At 44.2% G+C, this 15,275-nt stretch carries 13 protein-coding genes and 1 tRNA gene; 9 read left to right on the forward strand and 5 right to left on the reverse strand.

Features of this window, described 5'->3' with window-relative positions; all coding sequences use genetic code 11:
• Positions 1 to 25 precede the first annotated feature (25 nt).
• A complete protein-coding gene (locus HMPREF1139_RS08275) occupies positions 26 to 3,643 on the forward strand; it encodes a beta strand repeat-containing protein (RefSeq protein WP_232209618.1) in 3,618 nt (1,205 codons plus the stop codon).
• Positions 3,644 to 3,715: 72 nt separating this feature from the next.
• On the opposite strand, the gene HMPREF1139_RS08280 is transcribed toward HMPREF1139_RS08275, so the two are convergent.
• Positions 3,716 to 4,237 (reverse strand): hypothetical protein, encoded by a 522-nt coding sequence (locus HMPREF1139_RS08280; RefSeq protein ID WP_009651088.1) that lies wholly within the window; start codon positions 4,235 to 4,237, stop codon positions 3,716 to 3,718.
• Positions 4,238 to 4,320: 83 nt separating this feature from the next.
• On the opposite strand from HMPREF1139_RS08280, the gene HMPREF1139_RS08285 reads away from it, so the two are divergent.
• Positions 4,321 to 4,695 (forward strand): hypothetical protein, encoded by a 375-nt coding sequence (locus HMPREF1139_RS08285; protein WP_009651010.1) that lies wholly within the window; start codon positions 4,321 to 4,323, stop codon positions 4,693 to 4,695.
• Positions 4,692 to 5,108 (forward strand): hypothetical protein, encoded by a 417-nt coding sequence (locus HMPREF1139_RS08290; RefSeq protein WP_009651071.1) that lies wholly within the window; start codon positions 4,692 to 4,694, stop codon positions 5,106 to 5,108. The genes HMPREF1139_RS08285 and HMPREF1139_RS08290 overlap by 4 nt, the downstream gene beginning before the upstream one ends.
• Positions 5,109 to 5,220: 112 nt before the next feature.
• On the opposite strand, the gene luxS is transcribed toward HMPREF1139_RS08290, so the two are convergent.
• Positions 5,221 to 5,736: an S-ribosylhomocysteine lyase gene (gene luxS, locus HMPREF1139_RS08295; protein ID WP_009651004.1), complete on the reverse strand. Its 516-nt coding sequence runs from the start codon at positions 5,734 to 5,736 to the stop codon at positions 5,221 to 5,223.
• Positions 5,737 to 5,903: 167 nt separating this feature from the next.
• Here luxS and HMPREF1139_RS08300 point away from each other — a divergent pair, with 167 nt between their 5' ends.
• The 5 genes from HMPREF1139_RS08300 to HMPREF1139_RS11390 are packed head-to-tail and all read left to right on the forward strand — an operon-like array spanning position 5,904 to position 10,980.
• Positions 5,904 to 6,737 (forward strand): ChaN family lipoprotein, encoded by an 834-nt coding sequence (locus tag HMPREF1139_RS08300; protein ID WP_232209619.1) that lies wholly within the window; start codon positions 5,904 to 5,906, stop codon positions 6,735 to 6,737.
• Positions 6,738 to 6,742: 5 nt separating this feature from the next.
• The gene (locus tag HMPREF1139_RS08305) at positions 6,743 to 9,007 is read left to right on the forward strand and encodes a TonB-dependent receptor domain-containing protein (protein ID WP_432431984.1); all 2,265 of its coding nucleotides are present in this window, start codon (positions 6,743 to 6,745) and stop codon (positions 9,005 to 9,007) included.
• Entirely contained in the window at positions 9,007 to 9,762 is a 756-nt protein-coding gene (locus HMPREF1139_RS08310; RefSeq protein ID WP_009651021.1) for a MotA/TolQ/ExbB proton channel family protein, read from the forward strand. Before HMPREF1139_RS08305 ends, HMPREF1139_RS08310 begins: the two co-directional genes overlap by 1 nt.
• Positions 9,743 to 10,144, forward strand: coding sequence for an ExbD/TolR family protein (locus tag HMPREF1139_RS08315; RefSeq protein ID WP_009651058.1), 402 nt, complete (start codon positions 9,743 to 9,745; stop codon positions 10,142 to 10,144). The genes HMPREF1139_RS08310 and HMPREF1139_RS08315 overlap by 20 nt, the downstream gene beginning before the upstream one ends.
• On the forward strand, positions 10,141 to 10,980 hold the full coding sequence (locus tag HMPREF1139_RS11390) for an energy transducer TonB (RefSeq protein WP_011991860.1): 840 nt from the start codon (positions 10,141 to 10,143) through the stop codon (positions 10,978 to 10,980). Before HMPREF1139_RS08315 ends, HMPREF1139_RS11390 begins: the two co-directional genes overlap by 4 nt.
• Here the strand turns inward: HMPREF1139_RS11390 and HMPREF1139_RS08325 are convergent.
• The 3 genes from HMPREF1139_RS08325 to mraY form a co-directional block, all read right to left on the reverse strand.
• Positions 10,971 to 11,046, reverse strand: a tRNA-Phe gene (locus HMPREF1139_RS08325). The two genes, HMPREF1139_RS11390 and HMPREF1139_RS08325, sit on opposite strands and share 10 nt — an antisense overlap.
• A 117-nt stretch (positions 11,047 to 11,163) precedes the next feature.
• Complete coding sequence (murD, locus tag HMPREF1139_RS08330; protein WP_034966409.1) at positions 11,164 to 12,417, reverse strand: UDP-N-acetylmuramoyl-L-alanine--D-glutamate ligase; 1,254 nt, start codon at positions 12,415 to 12,417, stop codon at positions 11,164 to 11,166.
• A 150-nt stretch (positions 12,418 to 12,567) separates the two neighbouring features.
• Positions 12,568 to 13,632: a phospho-N-acetylmuramoyl-pentapeptide-transferase gene (gene mraY / locus HMPREF1139_RS08335; RefSeq protein ID WP_009650973.1), complete on the reverse strand. Its 1,065-nt coding sequence runs from the start codon at positions 13,630 to 13,632 to the stop codon at positions 12,568 to 12,570.
• Positions 13,633 to 13,707: 75 nt separating this feature from the next.
• Between mraY and gpmI the strand changes: the two genes are divergently transcribed.
• Positions 13,708 to 15,168 carry a 2,3-bisphosphoglycerate-independent phosphoglycerate mutase gene (gene gpmI, locus HMPREF1139_RS08340; RefSeq protein ID WP_009651069.1) on the forward strand — a complete coding sequence of 487 codons (1,461 nt, stop codon included), beginning with the start codon at positions 13,708 to 13,710 and terminating at the stop codon, positions 15,166 to 15,168.
• The last annotated feature ends 107 nt before the right edge of the window (positions 15,169 to 15,275 follow it).

Here is a 15,275-nt window from a genome sequence, read left to right on the forward strand (position 1 = left end):
CACAGCTCCTGTAGTAAGCAATGTAGTGGTAACTAATACCGATACTAATACCCCAGCTGATGGCACACCTGATGAGACCAAGGTTAAATTTAAAGTAGATGATCCTACAGCTACCGTAACTGTCACTGGCCCACACGGTGAGACAGCCACAGTGACTGGACCTGATGCTAATGGAGATTACACAGCTACCTTTACTACTCCATTAAGTAAAGATGACACCGTAACGATTAAAGCTACTGATAAAGCAGGTAACGAGGGCCATGGTCAAGGAGTAGTTCCAGATACTACCTACACCGATACCACAGCTCCTGTAGTAACGACCGAGGTCGCGGAGGCCATGGAAGGGGATGCAAACAATAAATACCTAGTCTATAACGTCGAGCTTGATAGTGCTAAAAGCACATTTGGCTTGGACGTAGGCGTCACGGGCGGTACTCCTGGAAGCGACTATAATAGAGTGCCTCAGTACTCATTGGACGGAGGGCGCACTTGGAAGGATGCGGTCAATGGCAAGATCGAAGCTAACGGCCTAGCTACGCCGATCAAGAACATAAAAGTGAGGGTAGAGGTCGTAGATGACGACGGACGCATCCCGGGCAATCAAAACGAAGGCACCAAGACCGGCAACATCGGTGCGGAATTTGGCTCGCCGGATTATGGAATTTACAAAGAGAACATAACCCTTAAAGTATCGTCTAAAAACGGTAAAAGCAGTGAAGCTACTGGACGTATCATAGATAACGACGATATACTTACGGCAAATGCGTTCCTTGATGGTAAACATATCAATACTAAAGACGGAGAGGACACTATAACAATAAATAAGGGTGCTCAAAATTCTACTATAGACGCAGGCTCTGGCGATGATAAGATAATCATCAATAACGGGGCAAGCGGGACAACCATCAAGCAAACCAATATCGAGGCAGCTGAAGGCGACGATCAGATAGACATAAACGCAGGCGTTAAAGTCGAAAATTCTACTATCAACACCTCCGTTGGCTCAGATGTTACAAACATAAACGGCGCTACGATAACAAATAGCGAGATAAACCTTGGTAACAACACAGCCGATCAAAGAGATGTCGTAAATGTAAATTCCGGCAGCACGCTTACGAATACAAATATAAAAGGAACTCAGGCGCTTGGCGATGATGAGATAAATTTAAATGCAGGCTCCGTCTCAAAGGATTTGATGGTTGATACGGGTGCAGGTAATGACACTGTCAATATGAGCGGTAAAGTGATCGTTGATGCTAAGCAAACTCAAATAGCTACCGGCTTAGGTAACGATACCGTAAATATCGATGGTGAGCTTATAGGAAACAAGAGCCGCTTCGAACAAGTTGGGATATACACCGGTGAAGGTAATGATACCGTTAATATCAAAACTGGTGCAAATTTAAACTTTGTCAATATAGTGACCGGTGTGGGCGACGATAATGTAAATGTTATCGGAGATAGTAACGACATAAGCAAAACTAAACTAGAAAACGTCAATGTCAATCTTGAAACAGGTACGGATACCGTAAATGTCAAAAACGCTATACTTAAAAATGTTGCCATAGATACAAATGATAATTCTGTAGATGGCAAGACTGTCGTTAATATAGATAATTCCAGTCTGGATCAAACTAAAATTTATTCGGGCGATGATAATGATGTTATAAGCATCAAAAATACTACGATAATTGACGATACGAATGCTAAATTCGGTAGTACTATCAGAGGTGAAGGCGGAGATGATACGGTAAATATCGAAGGATCTACAATAAAGGGAAATAAAGTTGAGGTATATACCGATTATGAAGGCGAATTTGGTAGACAGGGTAATGATGAGCTAAATATCACAAATTCTACTATCAATGGTATAAAACGTATCTCTACAGGTCTAGGCAATGATACTGTAAATATAAAGGGAAGCGTGATTGAAAATATCAGCGATAATGAGAAAAAAATAGACCTAGGCGGTGGTGACGATACGATGACGATCGAAAATTCCACTGTTCGCAATACTGAAATTTACACCGGTGCAGGTAATGATACACTAAATATCATCGGCGATAGTAACGATAAGAGCAAAACTAGAGTCGAAAACGTCAATGTCGAGCTAGGCACTGGTGGAGAGACTATAAATATCAAAAATGCTACCCTAAATAATGTCGGTATGGATACTGATAACGTTGCAGACGGTAAAACCAAGGTCGATGTGGAGAATTCCGACTTGACGGATACGAAATTCTGGACTGGTAACGATAACGATACTATCACCATAAAAGATACCACAATGAAGACGACTACTTATGATCAAACATTCTCTGCGATAAGAGCCGAAGGTGGAGATGATACGGTAAACATCATAAATTCTACTCTAACAGGAAAGACCAGGATAGAGACGGATAGTTATAGGGACTTTGCCAATACCGGTAACGATACCTTAAACATCATAAATTCTACCATCAAAGACGCACACTTGATCTACACCGGACTGGGCGATGACGTCGTCAATATAAAAGGAGATAAAGCTGATAGGAGCGGTACTCTCATCGAGAATGTCAATAAGATAGATATGGAAGGCGGCGACGATAAGATGACGGTAGAAAACGCCACTTTGCGTAATGTCAAAATTTATGCAGGCGCAGGCGATGACATCATAAATTTAAGAAACGCTACGCTAGAGGGAAGTGGCTCTTTCATACAAGCAGGCGCAGGTAACGATATCATCAATATATCAGGCTCTACTATCACTGATGCCAAAGACGGTAGTAACGGCGGCATAAATGCAGGCGAGGGCAATGACACTATCACGCTTGATGGTGGCACTGTTATGACTAACTCGCTCATAAAAGCAGGGGCTGGCAACGATACCATAAGCGTTACGAATTCTAAGGTAAGTGGCTCCGGCATTTGGGCTGATGACGGCGACGATACGATAACTATCGGTAAAGGCGCCGTACTCGATCATACTATAATAGGCGGCGACGGCGGTAAGGACACTATCACGATAGACGGCGGTGCGAAGCTGACTAATTCTGAAATTTGGGGCGGAAGCAGCGACAGAGCGAGTGACACGATAATCATCGGCAAAGCTACTCTTGAAAATGTAACTATCGGCGGTGACGGCGGCGATGATCTCATCAAGATACAAAAGGGTGCAAGCCTAAAAAATACTCAAATTTTTGGCGGAAGCAACGATGCGGGCAATGATACGATAGTCGTGGAAAGCGGAGCGAGGCTTAAAAATGTGACTATAAGCGGTGAAGATGGCAACGATACCGTCAAGATAGGCAAGGGAGTCGATCTTAGCACTACTACGCTTGATGGCGGAAGAGGCAACGATACTCTACAAATAAGCGAGAATATCGACTTCTCTAAAGTGTCTAACTTTGAGAAGCTAAAACTTGGAGAAAATAACGAAAGCGTGAATCTAAGATTAGACATCAAAGATGTCCTAGATATCACCGATAATAAAAATACGATCTTAAAAGTAGAGGGCGACAGTTCGGATCATTTAAGCCTCAAAGGGTTTAAAAACAATATCATATCAAGCCATGATGGATACGACAGATATCAAGGAGTCGATGCTCACGGCAATACTACCTATATCGATATCAAGCATGAGGTCACGGTAGATTTTCAATGATTTAAAGGAGGTCAAGCCTCCTTTGATGATAGAGCTGATTTAGATTTAGAGAGGACCTACTCCTCCCTAAATTTAAGCATAGTAAGAAATTTTATTCGTATCGTCTAAGATAGTGTCAAATAGCTTTTTAGTCGCTATGAGTAGATTTTTATTTGCTTCGTTTTGAGCGAGGAGCTCGTCAAATAGCTTAAGCATATTGTCGTTTATGAAATTTTTGTGATCTATGTTGTTTGGCTGCGGCAGCTGCGAACGGATAGAATTTGCGAGGTTTGCTATGCTCTCGTTCGTGCCTGCTATCTTGTCGCCGTTTTTCACATTTTTCATAAACTCATATATTTGCGGGCGTATCTGCTTTAGCGCTTCGTCCAGCTCGGCCATATCTTTTTCATCCAGCCCGTTGCCTTTGTAGGAGAAGTTGTAGCCGTATTCGTGCCTCAATGTCAGGCTTTGCGCGCTTGCGTTTGGTGACTTGGCGCTTGAATACTCAAGGCTTTTGTTGTCATACATCGAGAAATTTATCTCATCTCCCGAGCTTGTCTTCATAGAAAAGCTCATGTTGTTGTAGCTTCCTTGCGAATAAAAATTTGTTTGCATTTTGCACTCCTTTGCGAACTAAATCGGCAAAAATTTGATTTTATAAAGCGAAATTTTTGTAAAATCAAGCAAAAAGGACGATAATGTGCTGCTTTGGCGTGCGCGTGTTTTTGCTGATGTTTATCACGGCTTTGAGCTTTATATTGAATAGATTTTACCCCGTTTTTCCGGTGATCGGGTATTACTTGGTGTTTGCAAATTTACTTGCCTTTATCATGTTTGGACTATTTTTTAGCGGACTCTTGCCAAGCTTCGTAAAGCCCGGTGCGGTGCATTATTTTTCACTGATCGGCGGGGTCTTGGGTGCATTTTTGTCGATGCTCTTTTTTAGGCGTCTTGGATGGGATAAATTTAACGCCGTAGAGCTTTGCATATTTTTGTTTTGGCTATTTCTAGTAGCGACGGTCCTACTAAATTTTGACGTGATAAGCATGAAATTTAGGGAGATCTTGATATGAACGAGCTTGATGGACGCATAGTGAAATTTATAAAAAAGATGCATCTGCTCTCTCTGTCCGTCATCGGTGAGGACGGGCTGCCTTATCCTGCGAGCTGTTTTTACGCCTTTGACGAGCGAAATTTAGCTCTCATCGTGGCCGGTAGCAGCGATACGTCGCATATCCGCGCGCTAGATCGCTGCTGTGATGTGGCCGGTACTATCGCGCTTGATACCAAAATAGTCGGTAAGATAGAGGGCGTGCAGTTTCGGGCGAAGATGAGCGCGGCAAATGATCGTGAGCGGGATTTGTATTTCAAGCGATTTTTTTATACGCTTGCGATGAAGCCTGAAATTTGGACACTCGAGCTTAGCTGGATAAAATTTACGAGCAATACGCTTGGCTTTGGCAAGAAAATAGTCTGGACGAGGTGATTTTAGATTTGTAAATTTGAAATTTAGTCTTATTCTAACCGGGACTTGTTTGGGTGTGCTAAGGCGAAGTAAAGGGTGAGTCGGTTGAAATTTCAGAATTTCAACCGAAATTTTAGTGTTTTTTAAGACCTTTTGCATGCAGATCAAGCTTTATGGATTCGTTGTCGATTATCCCGATGCCAGCCTTCAATACGTTATTTGTTATCTCGTGAGCCTCTTTTAGGGAGTGCATTTTATAGCTTCCGCATTGATATTCGTTGAGCTCGGGGATGTCGCTTTGGCTTAGAACGTTTATGATGTCTTTCATCGACGCTTCCCATGCGTTTGCGACCTCTTGGCTGCTTGGCTCGCCTATCACGCTCATGTAAAAGCCCGTCCTGCAGCCCATCGGTGATATATCGATGATCTCGACGCCTTCTCGATTCAAATGATCTCTCATAAATCCGGCAAAAAGGTGCTCTAGCGTATGTGTGCCGCGCTCTGGCATCATGGTTTCGTTCGGTTTGCAAAATCTCAAGTCAAATACGCAAATTTTATCTCCCTTTGGTGTATCCATCGTCTTTGCCAGGCGAACCCCGGGAGCGTTCATGATCGTGTGGTCTACGCAAAAACTATCAAGAAGTGGCATGTTTTCTCCTTTTTTAAAATCTCAAAGTCTAACATAAAATTTTGAAATTTCGGGTAAATGCGTTACATCTTTAGTTGGCATATTGCTTCATATAAACGATTTTTTATCTTAAGTTTAATATAATAAAAAAGATAGTAGTATTCAAAATTATGATGTTAAGAAATTTAATGAAATTTAATCTAGTATTTTGTCTTAGTTTTATCTTTTTATTTTTTGGCTGTGCCGCGTCAAAAATATCACCAGAAAGCCTAAACGAACAAAATTTACGCATAATCAATACGCGCACAAAAGCGGCGCTAAACTACGATAAATTTATAAACGAGCTCATAAAATACGACATCGTCTTGATCGGCGAGCTGCACGAAAACAAAGCCCATCAGGCAGCAGAACTAAAAATCATAAATTCTTTGAAAAAATACAAAAAGCTAGATGTAGTTTTTGAGATGATAAGCTCAGACAAACAAGCCAAAATAGACACCGCAAAGGCTACCGGCGTCAGCAAAAATGCTCTTGAAAACGCAATTGGCTGGAGCAAGCGCTGGGATTATGCCTTTTACCAAGATTTGATCGAGAGCGTTTTTTATTCGGACGCAAATTTGATAGGCGGAAATTTAAGCAAAGGTGAAATAGACACTATCTTTAACGGAGCCTACCCGCTAAACGGGCATCTCTCAATAACCGATGAAGTGAGAAATAATATCAAAAAAATCGTAACGACCATGCACGGCAAGGATGAGATCAAAGACGAGAGACTACTTGAAGCGCTGGTGCAGATACAGCAGTATAAGGATAGGCGAATGGCGGATAAGCTGGTGCATAGTAAAAATTTAGCCGTCCTCATCGCGGGTAAATTTCACACGGATAAAAATATCGGCGTGCCGCTTCACATCATGGATTTTGATACGGATAAAAAATTTATAGTCGTGACTCTTGGATATGAGGGCGAGGAGCCAAATCCGCAGGAAGCGGACTTTATCTTGCTATTTAAGGATGAAAAATGAATAAAATTTGTAAATTTAGTATCATCTGCACGGCTCTTTTGAGCTTATCAAACGCCGCTCAAAACGAGAGTGAGGACCTGACGTTTGACACCCTTGAAGTCAGTGCAAAAAGCGTGAGCAACGCCGAAAAGTCCTTTGCTACGCCAGGAGCCGTAAGCTCAAGAGACGATGTCAAAAGCAAAACTCAAAGTATCGACTCTATCGTTAGAGCGATGCCCGGCAGCTACACGCAAGTCGATCAATCCCAAGGCAGCGTCTCGGTAAATATCCGAGGTCTGACAGGGCTTGGTAGGGTAAATACTATGGTCGATGGTGTCACGCAGACTTACTTTGGCACCTCGGCCGATAGCGGCGGGTTTCACGACTTCACGGGGAATTTAGGCACTTCGGCGTTTGGAGCGCTTATAGATCAAAATTTCCTAGTCGGCATCGACATCGAGCGAGGCACGTTTAGCGGCTCAAATACGGGGCTGATGGGAAGTGCAAATTTTAGAACTATCGGTGTTGATGACGTTATCACGGAGGGCAAACCGTTTGGCTTTTTAGGCAGATATAGCTACGGCTCCAATAAGGTCGGACCAAGCTATATGGGCGCTGTCGCGGCAAGGCATAGATTTGAAAACGGCGCTAGCCTTGGCTTTGTCTTTGGATACAGCGGCAAAAAGACCTCGCAAAACTACACCGTCGGAGGCGGCGGTAAAATATCGGACAAGCACCCCGACCTAAACGGCGACGGAGTGCCTGACGTGCCGCCGTCGCTAGACACCGACGATCTCACGCAAAAGCCAAAAAGCTATCTTTTCAAGACCGAATACACTTACGAAGATAGCAGCGCGATACTCTCTTACAGAAATTTAAACAACTATCTTGCCAAACGAAAGATAAATAACGACAGCTATCAGTTAAATTATAGATATGACCCAAATAGCGGCCTAGTCGATGTAAAATTCCTAGCCGCTTACAATAGATCAAAACAAAACTACGACAAAGGCGCGTCCATCTCGTGGGGCACACTCAAAAACGGTATGAAATTTTATAACAAATCATCACAATTTGACCTAAGCGACACAATGAAATTTAACCCCGTCTCAGAGCTTTTCATCACAACAAGCGCGGGCATAAATTTACTCACGAACAAATACATCAGACAAACCGGCGACAGCGACTACAAGAGCCTTACGACAAACTACGCCGTCCCGCCCGGAGAGCAAAAAGTGATAAGTTATTATCTAAACAATGCATTCAACTACGGCATCTTTGAATTTGACACGAATTTCAACCTGCAAAAATGGCAAACCAAAGGACGAAAAGGACAATGCGCTCTATCAAACCCGCTTTGCAGCCAAAAAGAGGCGGGCGAATTTAAAACGGACGATACATATCTCAACGCTTCATTGATGGCTTCGGCAAAACTGCACGATCTTTTTAGCCCGTTCATAAGCTATTCAAGGACATCAAGACCCCTAAACGTCCAAGAGCTTTTCGCCTCGGGAACAGTCTATGAAGACATAAACACCGCGCTAAGACCAGAAAAAACGCAGACTTGGCAAATCGGCTTTAACTCCTATAAGCACGGGCTTTTTGCGGGCGATGACGTGTTCGGGCTAAAAGCGGTCTATTACCGCTTGAAGGTGAAAGATTTTATTTACGACAGGCTGCTTATGTTTGACACTCCGGATACGACGATGTTTTTGGCCAGACTAAATGACGAGGCTAAATTTAGAGGCTTCGAGCTAGAGCTAACCTACGACATCGGATATTTTTACACAAATCTCAGCTACACCCGTCAAAAGACCACTTATCTGCCTTCTGACAGTAGTGCCCTTGACTGGACGAACGGTCCTGCAAGCGGTCAAAGCCAGTTTAGCGAGCTGCCAAAAGACTACGCTACTCTTGATATCGGCACGCGGCTGTTTGGTGAAAAGCTCACCTTTGGAGGCTTGATAAAATACACCGGCAAGGCAAAAAGGATATATCCGAAGGCGGAATTTGCCCCAAATCCGGATAATCAAAATCCGTTATTTAAAAAGCTACAAACGCAAGAACTGCCAAAGATCCCGACCATCATCGACCTATACGCTTCGTATGAGCCGATCAAAAATTTGACGCTTAAATTTGAAGTACAAAATTTGACCGATAAAAACTATATGGACGCGCTTTATACGTATAACTCGTCGTATTCTTCGCAGGTTTTCAATGACGATGTCGTGCTTTTTAACAACTCCGCTCGCGGCAGGACGTTTCTAATGAGCTTTGAGTATAGATACTGATGAAAACGGTACTGGCGATACTTCTGGCGTTTGGTCTTTGTTTCGGATTTGACGAGAATGCGACCTTGGCGGTAAGCAATCTAAGCCAAAACGTCGAGCTTTCTTTTTATTCGCTTTACTCAAACGCCGATATGGTCGTAAAATGTGTGATCTATATCTTGGTATTTTTCTCGGTTCTTACGTGGAGCGTTTTTATTTGCAAATTTATAGAGTATTTTTTGGCTTTTAGGACGCTAAAAGGCGATGAAAATTCGGTGCGAAATTTATCAAATTTAAATGACCTGTCAAAATTTAAAAAGCAAAGCTTTGCAAAAAGGCTGATAAAGGAGATAAATTTAGAAACCTCAGCCTGCGCGTCATACAATGCAAATGTCCAAAACCGCATAAAAGAACGCCTTGAAATAGAAATTTTAAAAATTCTTTCAAGCCTAAAAAGCTATGTTTGGTTACTTGCGTCTATTGGCTCTAGCTCGCCGTTTATCGGGCTGTTTGGCACGGTCTGGGGGATAATGAATAGCTTCATAGGCATAGCAAACGCAAACAACGCCAGCCTAAATATCGTAGCTCCGGGTATCGCAGAAGCGCTTTTCGCCACGGCATTTGGGCTCATGGCTGCGATCCCTGCGGTGCTGTTTTACAACTATTTTATCCAAAAGAATGCAAAATTTTCAAACAAGCTAAACGAGCTTGCAACGACGATCTACATACTATCGGACAGACTAAACGAAGCGAAAAATGCTGATAAAACAAGATGACAAAGCGCTAAGCGAGATAAACGTGACTCCCTTTATCGACGTTATGCTCGTTTTGCTCATCATTTTTATGGCGGTAGTGCCTATCATCACGGCTTCAATCAAAGTCGAGCTGCCAAGAGCGAGCGAGCAAACCCCGCCCGATCAAAAAAAGCTCGTTATCTTAACGATAGATAAACAAAATGCCATCACGATAAACGACACCGGTGCAAATTTATCAAATTTAGCCGAAGTTTTGGATGCAAAGACGGGGCGAAATTTTGACGAGCCTATATATTTTTACGTCGATAAGAGCGTGAGTTATGAAAATTTGATAAACGTCATCAACCAAGTAAAAGCGATAGGCTACGATAAAATCGCTCTAAGCTCGGAAGTAAAACGATGACAAGGCGGCGCTTCCTTCTGCCGTTTGCCTTTTTGCTCTCTTTGTCGGTGCATATTTTTATCGTTTTTTTGTTTATGCAAAGCGCACCAAGCCAAAATAACGGCGGATATATAGGAGAGAGCGGCGAATTTCAGTCGGTGCGGATCGTCTCGTCTTTACCGATCGGAGAGCTCATGGATACGGCGATAAATTCGCAAAAACAAACACAGCTGCAAACACCGCCAGAGCAAGAAACTAGCGAAGGCTCGCTAAGCGATACGGACGTAAAAAGTCAAATAACGGTCAAAAAAAGTAAAGTGTTTTCTAAAAAGCAGACGGTCAAAAGACTGCCGGAAAAAGAAAAAAAGAGTAACGAAAAGCGCGAAACGACTGAGGATCAAACGCAAAAAGATAAAGACACGGGCGACTCGCAGGTTGATTCTGTGTCCGCAAATAGCGTCGCCAGCGCACCCGTGCAAGGTAGCGGGGATAAGCTCTCGTCGCCAAACGACGGAAATAGCCAAAGCACCGGCGCAAGCTGGCAAGGAGCCGTGATGTCGCACCTAAACAAGCACAAAAAATACCCAAACGAAGCGCTGGCAAAAAAGCAAGAAGGCAAAGTGCTGCTTTTAGTAAAGATCGCAGAGGACGGAGCGGTATTAGAGTGCAAAATCAAAAAAGGCTCGGGTGTGGCTTTACTAGATGAGGAAGCGTTAAATTTATTCAAAAGAGCCTCCCCGCTACCAAAGCCGCCTCAAAGCGTGCTAAAAGGCAAACGCGAGATAACTTTCAGCATCCCGATAGACTATAACATCAAGAAATTTTTGGAGAGGGATTTATTAAGAAATGGTGGTTAGAGGCAGAATCGAACTGCCGACACGCAGATTTTCAGTCTGCTGCTCTACCGACTGAGCTATCCAACCATTTAAAAAAGAAATGTGATTATACAATTTTAAATTTTAAAAATTGTTTAAAAGACGCGAAATTTCCGCCAAATTTGCCACAAAAAGCTAAAACGCCAACCAAAATACAAAGTAAATTTATAAATTTCCTACAAATTCCTTAAATTTATCTCCGCGCTGAGCGTAGCTTTTAAATTGATCCAGACTCGCAGCCGCAGGGCTTAGAAGCGCGATTTCGTCTGCGTCGTTTAAATTTATCGCCGTATTTGCCGTGCCCGAAATATCCAAATTTAACTCAGATTTTTTAAAATTTTCATCTATTTTTTTGACCGCGACTTCTAAAAACTCACAAGCCGTCGCTCGCACGCCAAATTTATCGGCTAGTGCCATGAGCTTTGCCGTATTTGAGCCGATTGCGTAAATTTGCACCTTTACGCCGCTTAAAGCCTCGAAAAGCTCGCTCATCTGCACACCCTTATCGTCGCCACCCAAAATCAGGTGCAAAAATTTACCCTCGTATCGATGTATCGCCTGCACCGCCGCGTCGATGTTCGTCGCCTTCGTGTCATTGACCCAGACGCGACCGTAGCGGTCGGTAAATTCTTCAAGCTTATTCGCCTCAATGACAAACTCGTTAAGCGCGCTCACGTCGCATCTATCGAGCAAGATTTTCTGCACAGAGAGAGCCAAAAGCGCGTCTATCAAAAACGGGGTTTTAAATTTTACCTCGCTCGTGCTGACGCCGCAAAATTTAACCAAATCGCTCTCGTCCTTATAGCTGATGACCTTCGCTAGCGTCGGCGTTTTGGCATAAATTTCAGGCAGGATCGCGACGCCGTTTTCGCTCATCATGCCAAGCGGTTTAAGTTTGGCTTGCTCGTAGGCTTTCATGTCGCCATGCCACGTGAGATGATCGGGCGTGATAGGCAAAAGCACGTAAATATCGGGCTTTGCATGCTTTGTATAGTGTAACGTGAAGGAGCTCGTTTCAAGCACCCAGATCTTCGCATGCGCGTCCAGCTCGCCAAGCGCGATGCCGACATTCCCGCCCATCACAGAGTCAAATTTGGCCAGCAGATGCTGCGTCATCTTTGTCGTCGTCGTCTTGCCGTTCGTGCCGCTAATCCACACGCTAAACGGCATCTTATCCGCGAAATAGTCGTATTCGCTTATCAGATTTCGCGCTTTTTTGATAAGCTCGTGATGCGGCGGGATACCAGGGCTTGGGATCTCAAGCTCGCTTTTACTCGCGTCAAATTTACCGACCGGTAAAAGCTCGTTGCCAAACTCGTCGCGTGCGATTTCGCTAAATTTATCGTCGTAAATTTGCCAGCCGCCGGACTTGGCAAGGGCGCGGGTCGTGCCGCCGTAACCAAATAAACTTTTTTTCATAATTCCCCAGTCTTGACAGATTTTAGATAAATTTTTACAAACCACTGCGGTCACGGACTCCGCCCCCTTGTGGCTCGTAAAAATTTATCCAAACTATACCTATTCCTGTCTTGAATATTTTTAAGATTTTAGATTAAAATTTACCGTTTTTTATCTAATCTTTAACGCCGTCAAAGCGATTAAATTTGCTAGTATCGCAATCAGCCAGAACCTCACGATTATCTTATTTTCCACCCAGCCCTTTATTTCAAAATGATGATGAATAGGCGCCATCAAAAAGATACGCTTTTTAAAAATTTTAAAGCTTCCTACCTGCAAAATCACGCTTAACGTCTCCATAACAAAAACAAAACCGATGATGATGAGTAAAATTTCATTTTTCGTCATCACGCCCATGAGTCCGATATATGCGCCCACACTGAGGCTGCCGCTGTCCCCCATGAAAACCTCTGCCGGATGGCAGTTAAACCACAAAAAGCCCATCAGCGAGCCAATCAGTGCGGCTGCGATGATGACGGTCTCGCCTACGCCCACGATCTTTGGCAAAAGTAAATACGTGCTAAACACCGCGTGTCCGCAGATGTAGGCAAACACACCCAAAGTAAGTAGCGAAAATATTGCGGGAACGCTCGCCAGTCCGTCAAGTCCGTCCGTCAAATTTACCGCATTTGACGCAGCGACGATGACAATCGTCCAAAAAATGATCGCGAATACGCCAAGATCGAGTAGGGCAAATTTATAAAACGGCAGGTAAAATTTGCTCCCAAGCTCGCCGTGAAAATATAGCAGCGTCGAGACGGCAAGCCCGATTAGCGCCTGCACCGCGAGCTTTGCTCTGGGACTTAGCCCATCGTGATTTTTGCCGCCTAAAATTTTATTTAGATCGTCTTTAAAGCCAAGCGCGCTAAATCCGACAAGACAAAGTAAGGACGCCACGACGAAAATGTTGTCAAGCCGCGCGCAAAGCAGGGTCGCAAAGACCGCCGCCCCGATGAAAACGAGACCGCCCATCGTCGGGGTTTTCGCCTTTTTTTGATGCGTCTGCGGAGCTAGCTCGTAGATAGGTTGCGCGGCGTTTTTGGCTTTCGCCCACGCGATAAATTTTGGCATGAGATAGACGGTCAAACAAAACGTGATAAAAAACGAAAAGCCCGCACGGACGGTGATATATTGAAAGATATTGAAATTTAACAGTTCATAAATATAATAAAACAACGCTAGCCTTTATTTTAAAAAAACCTAATTTTAGTATAATGCGGTTAAAAAATATCTAAATTTACGAGATTTGCGATGAAACAAAAGACGATATTAGTGATAACTGACGGCATCGGACACAGTGAAAATGCCCAATTCAACGCCTTTGCCGCGGCGAAAAAACCCACATACGAATGGCTTTTTAAAAACGTGCCAAATGCACTCATCAAGACATCAGGGCTTGCGGTCGGTTTGCCTGAGGGGCAGATGGGAAACAGCGAAGTAGGGCATATGTGTATCGGCAGTGGGCGGGTTTTGTATCAAAATTTGGTCAAAATTTCGCTCGGGTTTGAAAACGGCTCGCTGGCAAAGAGCGAAAAGCTTTTAAATCTGTTTAAAAAATGCAAAACTATCCACGTTATCGGGCTTTACAGCGATGGCGGCGTGCATTCGCACCTTAGCCATTTTGATGGCATGTGCGAGCTGGCGAGCGCGAACGGATGCGAAATTTACGCTCACGCGATCACCGACGGACGCGACGTGAGCCCAAAAAGCGGGCTAAATTTCATCAAAGCCTTGCAGGCTAAATTTAAGATCGCGAGCATCAGCGGGCGTTTTTACGCGATGGATCGCGACAAGCGCTGGGAGCGCGTGAAGCTCGCTTACGAGGCGATGATGGGCGAAAATCCGCAAGAGATCGAACCCTTTGAATATGTCATGCAAAGCTACGAACATGATGTGACGGACGAGTTTATCGTGCCTGCTAGCTTTGGCGGCTTTCGCGGCATCGGCGAAAATGACGGCGTGATATTTATAAATTTTAGAAACGACCGAGCGCGTGAAATTTGCGCGGCTTTGGGAGCGAAAAATTTTAGCGAATTCGCTCGCCCTTTTGCGGTGAAAAATTTGCTAACGATGACCGAATACGACGCGAATTTCGCCTTTCCTGTGCTTTTTGAAAACGAGCGACTGCAAAACACTTTGGCGCAAGTCATCGCAAACGCGGGACTAACGCAGCTGCATACCGCCGAGACCGAGAAATACGCGCATGTGACGTTTTTCTTTAACGGCGGTGTCGAGGAGCTAGTGCCAAACGAAACGCGGATCTTGATCCCAAGTCCGAAGGTCAAAACTTACGACGAAAAGCCCGAGATGAGCGCGCCTGCCGTATGCGACGCGGTGATAAAAGGTATGGATGACGGACAGGACTTTATCGTGGTAAATTTTGCAAATGGCGATATGGTCGGGCATACGGGCGATTTTGACGCGGCGGTAAAGGCGGTCGAGGCGGTGGATACGGCGCTGGGGCGGATCGTGGCAAAGGCAAAGGAGCGAAACTACGCGCTCATCATCACGAGCGATCACGGCAACTGCGAGGAAATGCGCGACGCGGAGGGTAAAATCCTCACAAATCACACGACCTACGACGTGCCGTGCTTTATCATGGGCGAGGGCGTGCGAGCGGTGAGAAGCGGCGGGCTGAATAATATCGCCGCGTCGGTGTTGAAGTTGATGGGGTTAGAAAAACCCGCCGAAATGGACGAAGCTTTGTTTTAAAATGCTTTGTCTTTTTAGTGTCTTTAAATGAGCTTGAAATTTTCTCGGTCGATAGGCTACATGCCTTATCTCCGTCGAAAATTTCTTCGCAACATTTAAATCCATCT

It is taken from the genome of Campylobacter sp. FOBRC14, from assembly GCF_000287855.1.
GTDB classification, from domain to species: domain Bacteria; phylum Campylobacterota; class Campylobacteria; order Campylobacterales; family Campylobacteraceae; genus Campylobacter_A; species Campylobacter_A curvus.

Excerpts from the sequence above, each read along its gene's own strand:
- HMPREF1139_RS08280 (WP_009651088.1), bottom strand. The coding sequence starts at position 4,237 with ATGCAAACAAATTTTTATTCGCAAGGAAGCTACAACAACATGAGCTTT.
- HMPREF1139_RS08285 (WP_009651010.1), top strand. The coding sequence starts at position 4,321 with ATGTGCTGCTTTGGCGTGCGCGTGTTTTTGCTGATGTTTATCACGGCT.
- HMPREF1139_RS08290 (WP_009651071.1), top strand. The coding sequence starts at position 4,692 with ATGAACGAGCTTGATGGACGCATAGTGAAATTTATAAAAAAGATGCAT.
- luxS (WP_009651004.1), bottom strand. The coding sequence starts at position 5,736 with ATGCCACTTCTTGATAGTTTTTGCGTAGACCACACGATCATGAACGCT.
- HMPREF1139_RS08300 (WP_232209619.1), top strand. The coding sequence starts at position 5,904 with ATGAAATTTAATCTAGTATTTTGTCTTAGTTTTATCTTTTTATTTTTT.
- HMPREF1139_RS08310 (WP_009651021.1), top strand. The coding sequence starts at position 9,007 with ATGAAAACGGTACTGGCGATACTTCTGGCGTTTGGTCTTTGTTTCGGA.
- HMPREF1139_RS08315 (WP_009651058.1), top strand. The coding sequence starts at position 9,743 with ATGCTGATAAAACAAGATGACAAAGCGCTAAGCGAGATAAACGTGACT.
- HMPREF1139_RS11390 (WP_011991860.1), top strand. The coding sequence starts at position 10,141 with ATGACAAGGCGGCGCTTCCTTCTGCCGTTTGCCTTTTTGCTCTCTTTG.
- murD (WP_034966409.1), bottom strand. The coding sequence starts at position 12,417 with ATGAAAAAAAGTTTATTTGGTTACGGCGGCACGACCCGCGCCCTTGCC.
- gpmI (WP_009651069.1), top strand. The coding sequence starts at position 13,708 with ATGAAACAAAAGACGATATTAGTGATAACTGACGGCATCGGACACAGT.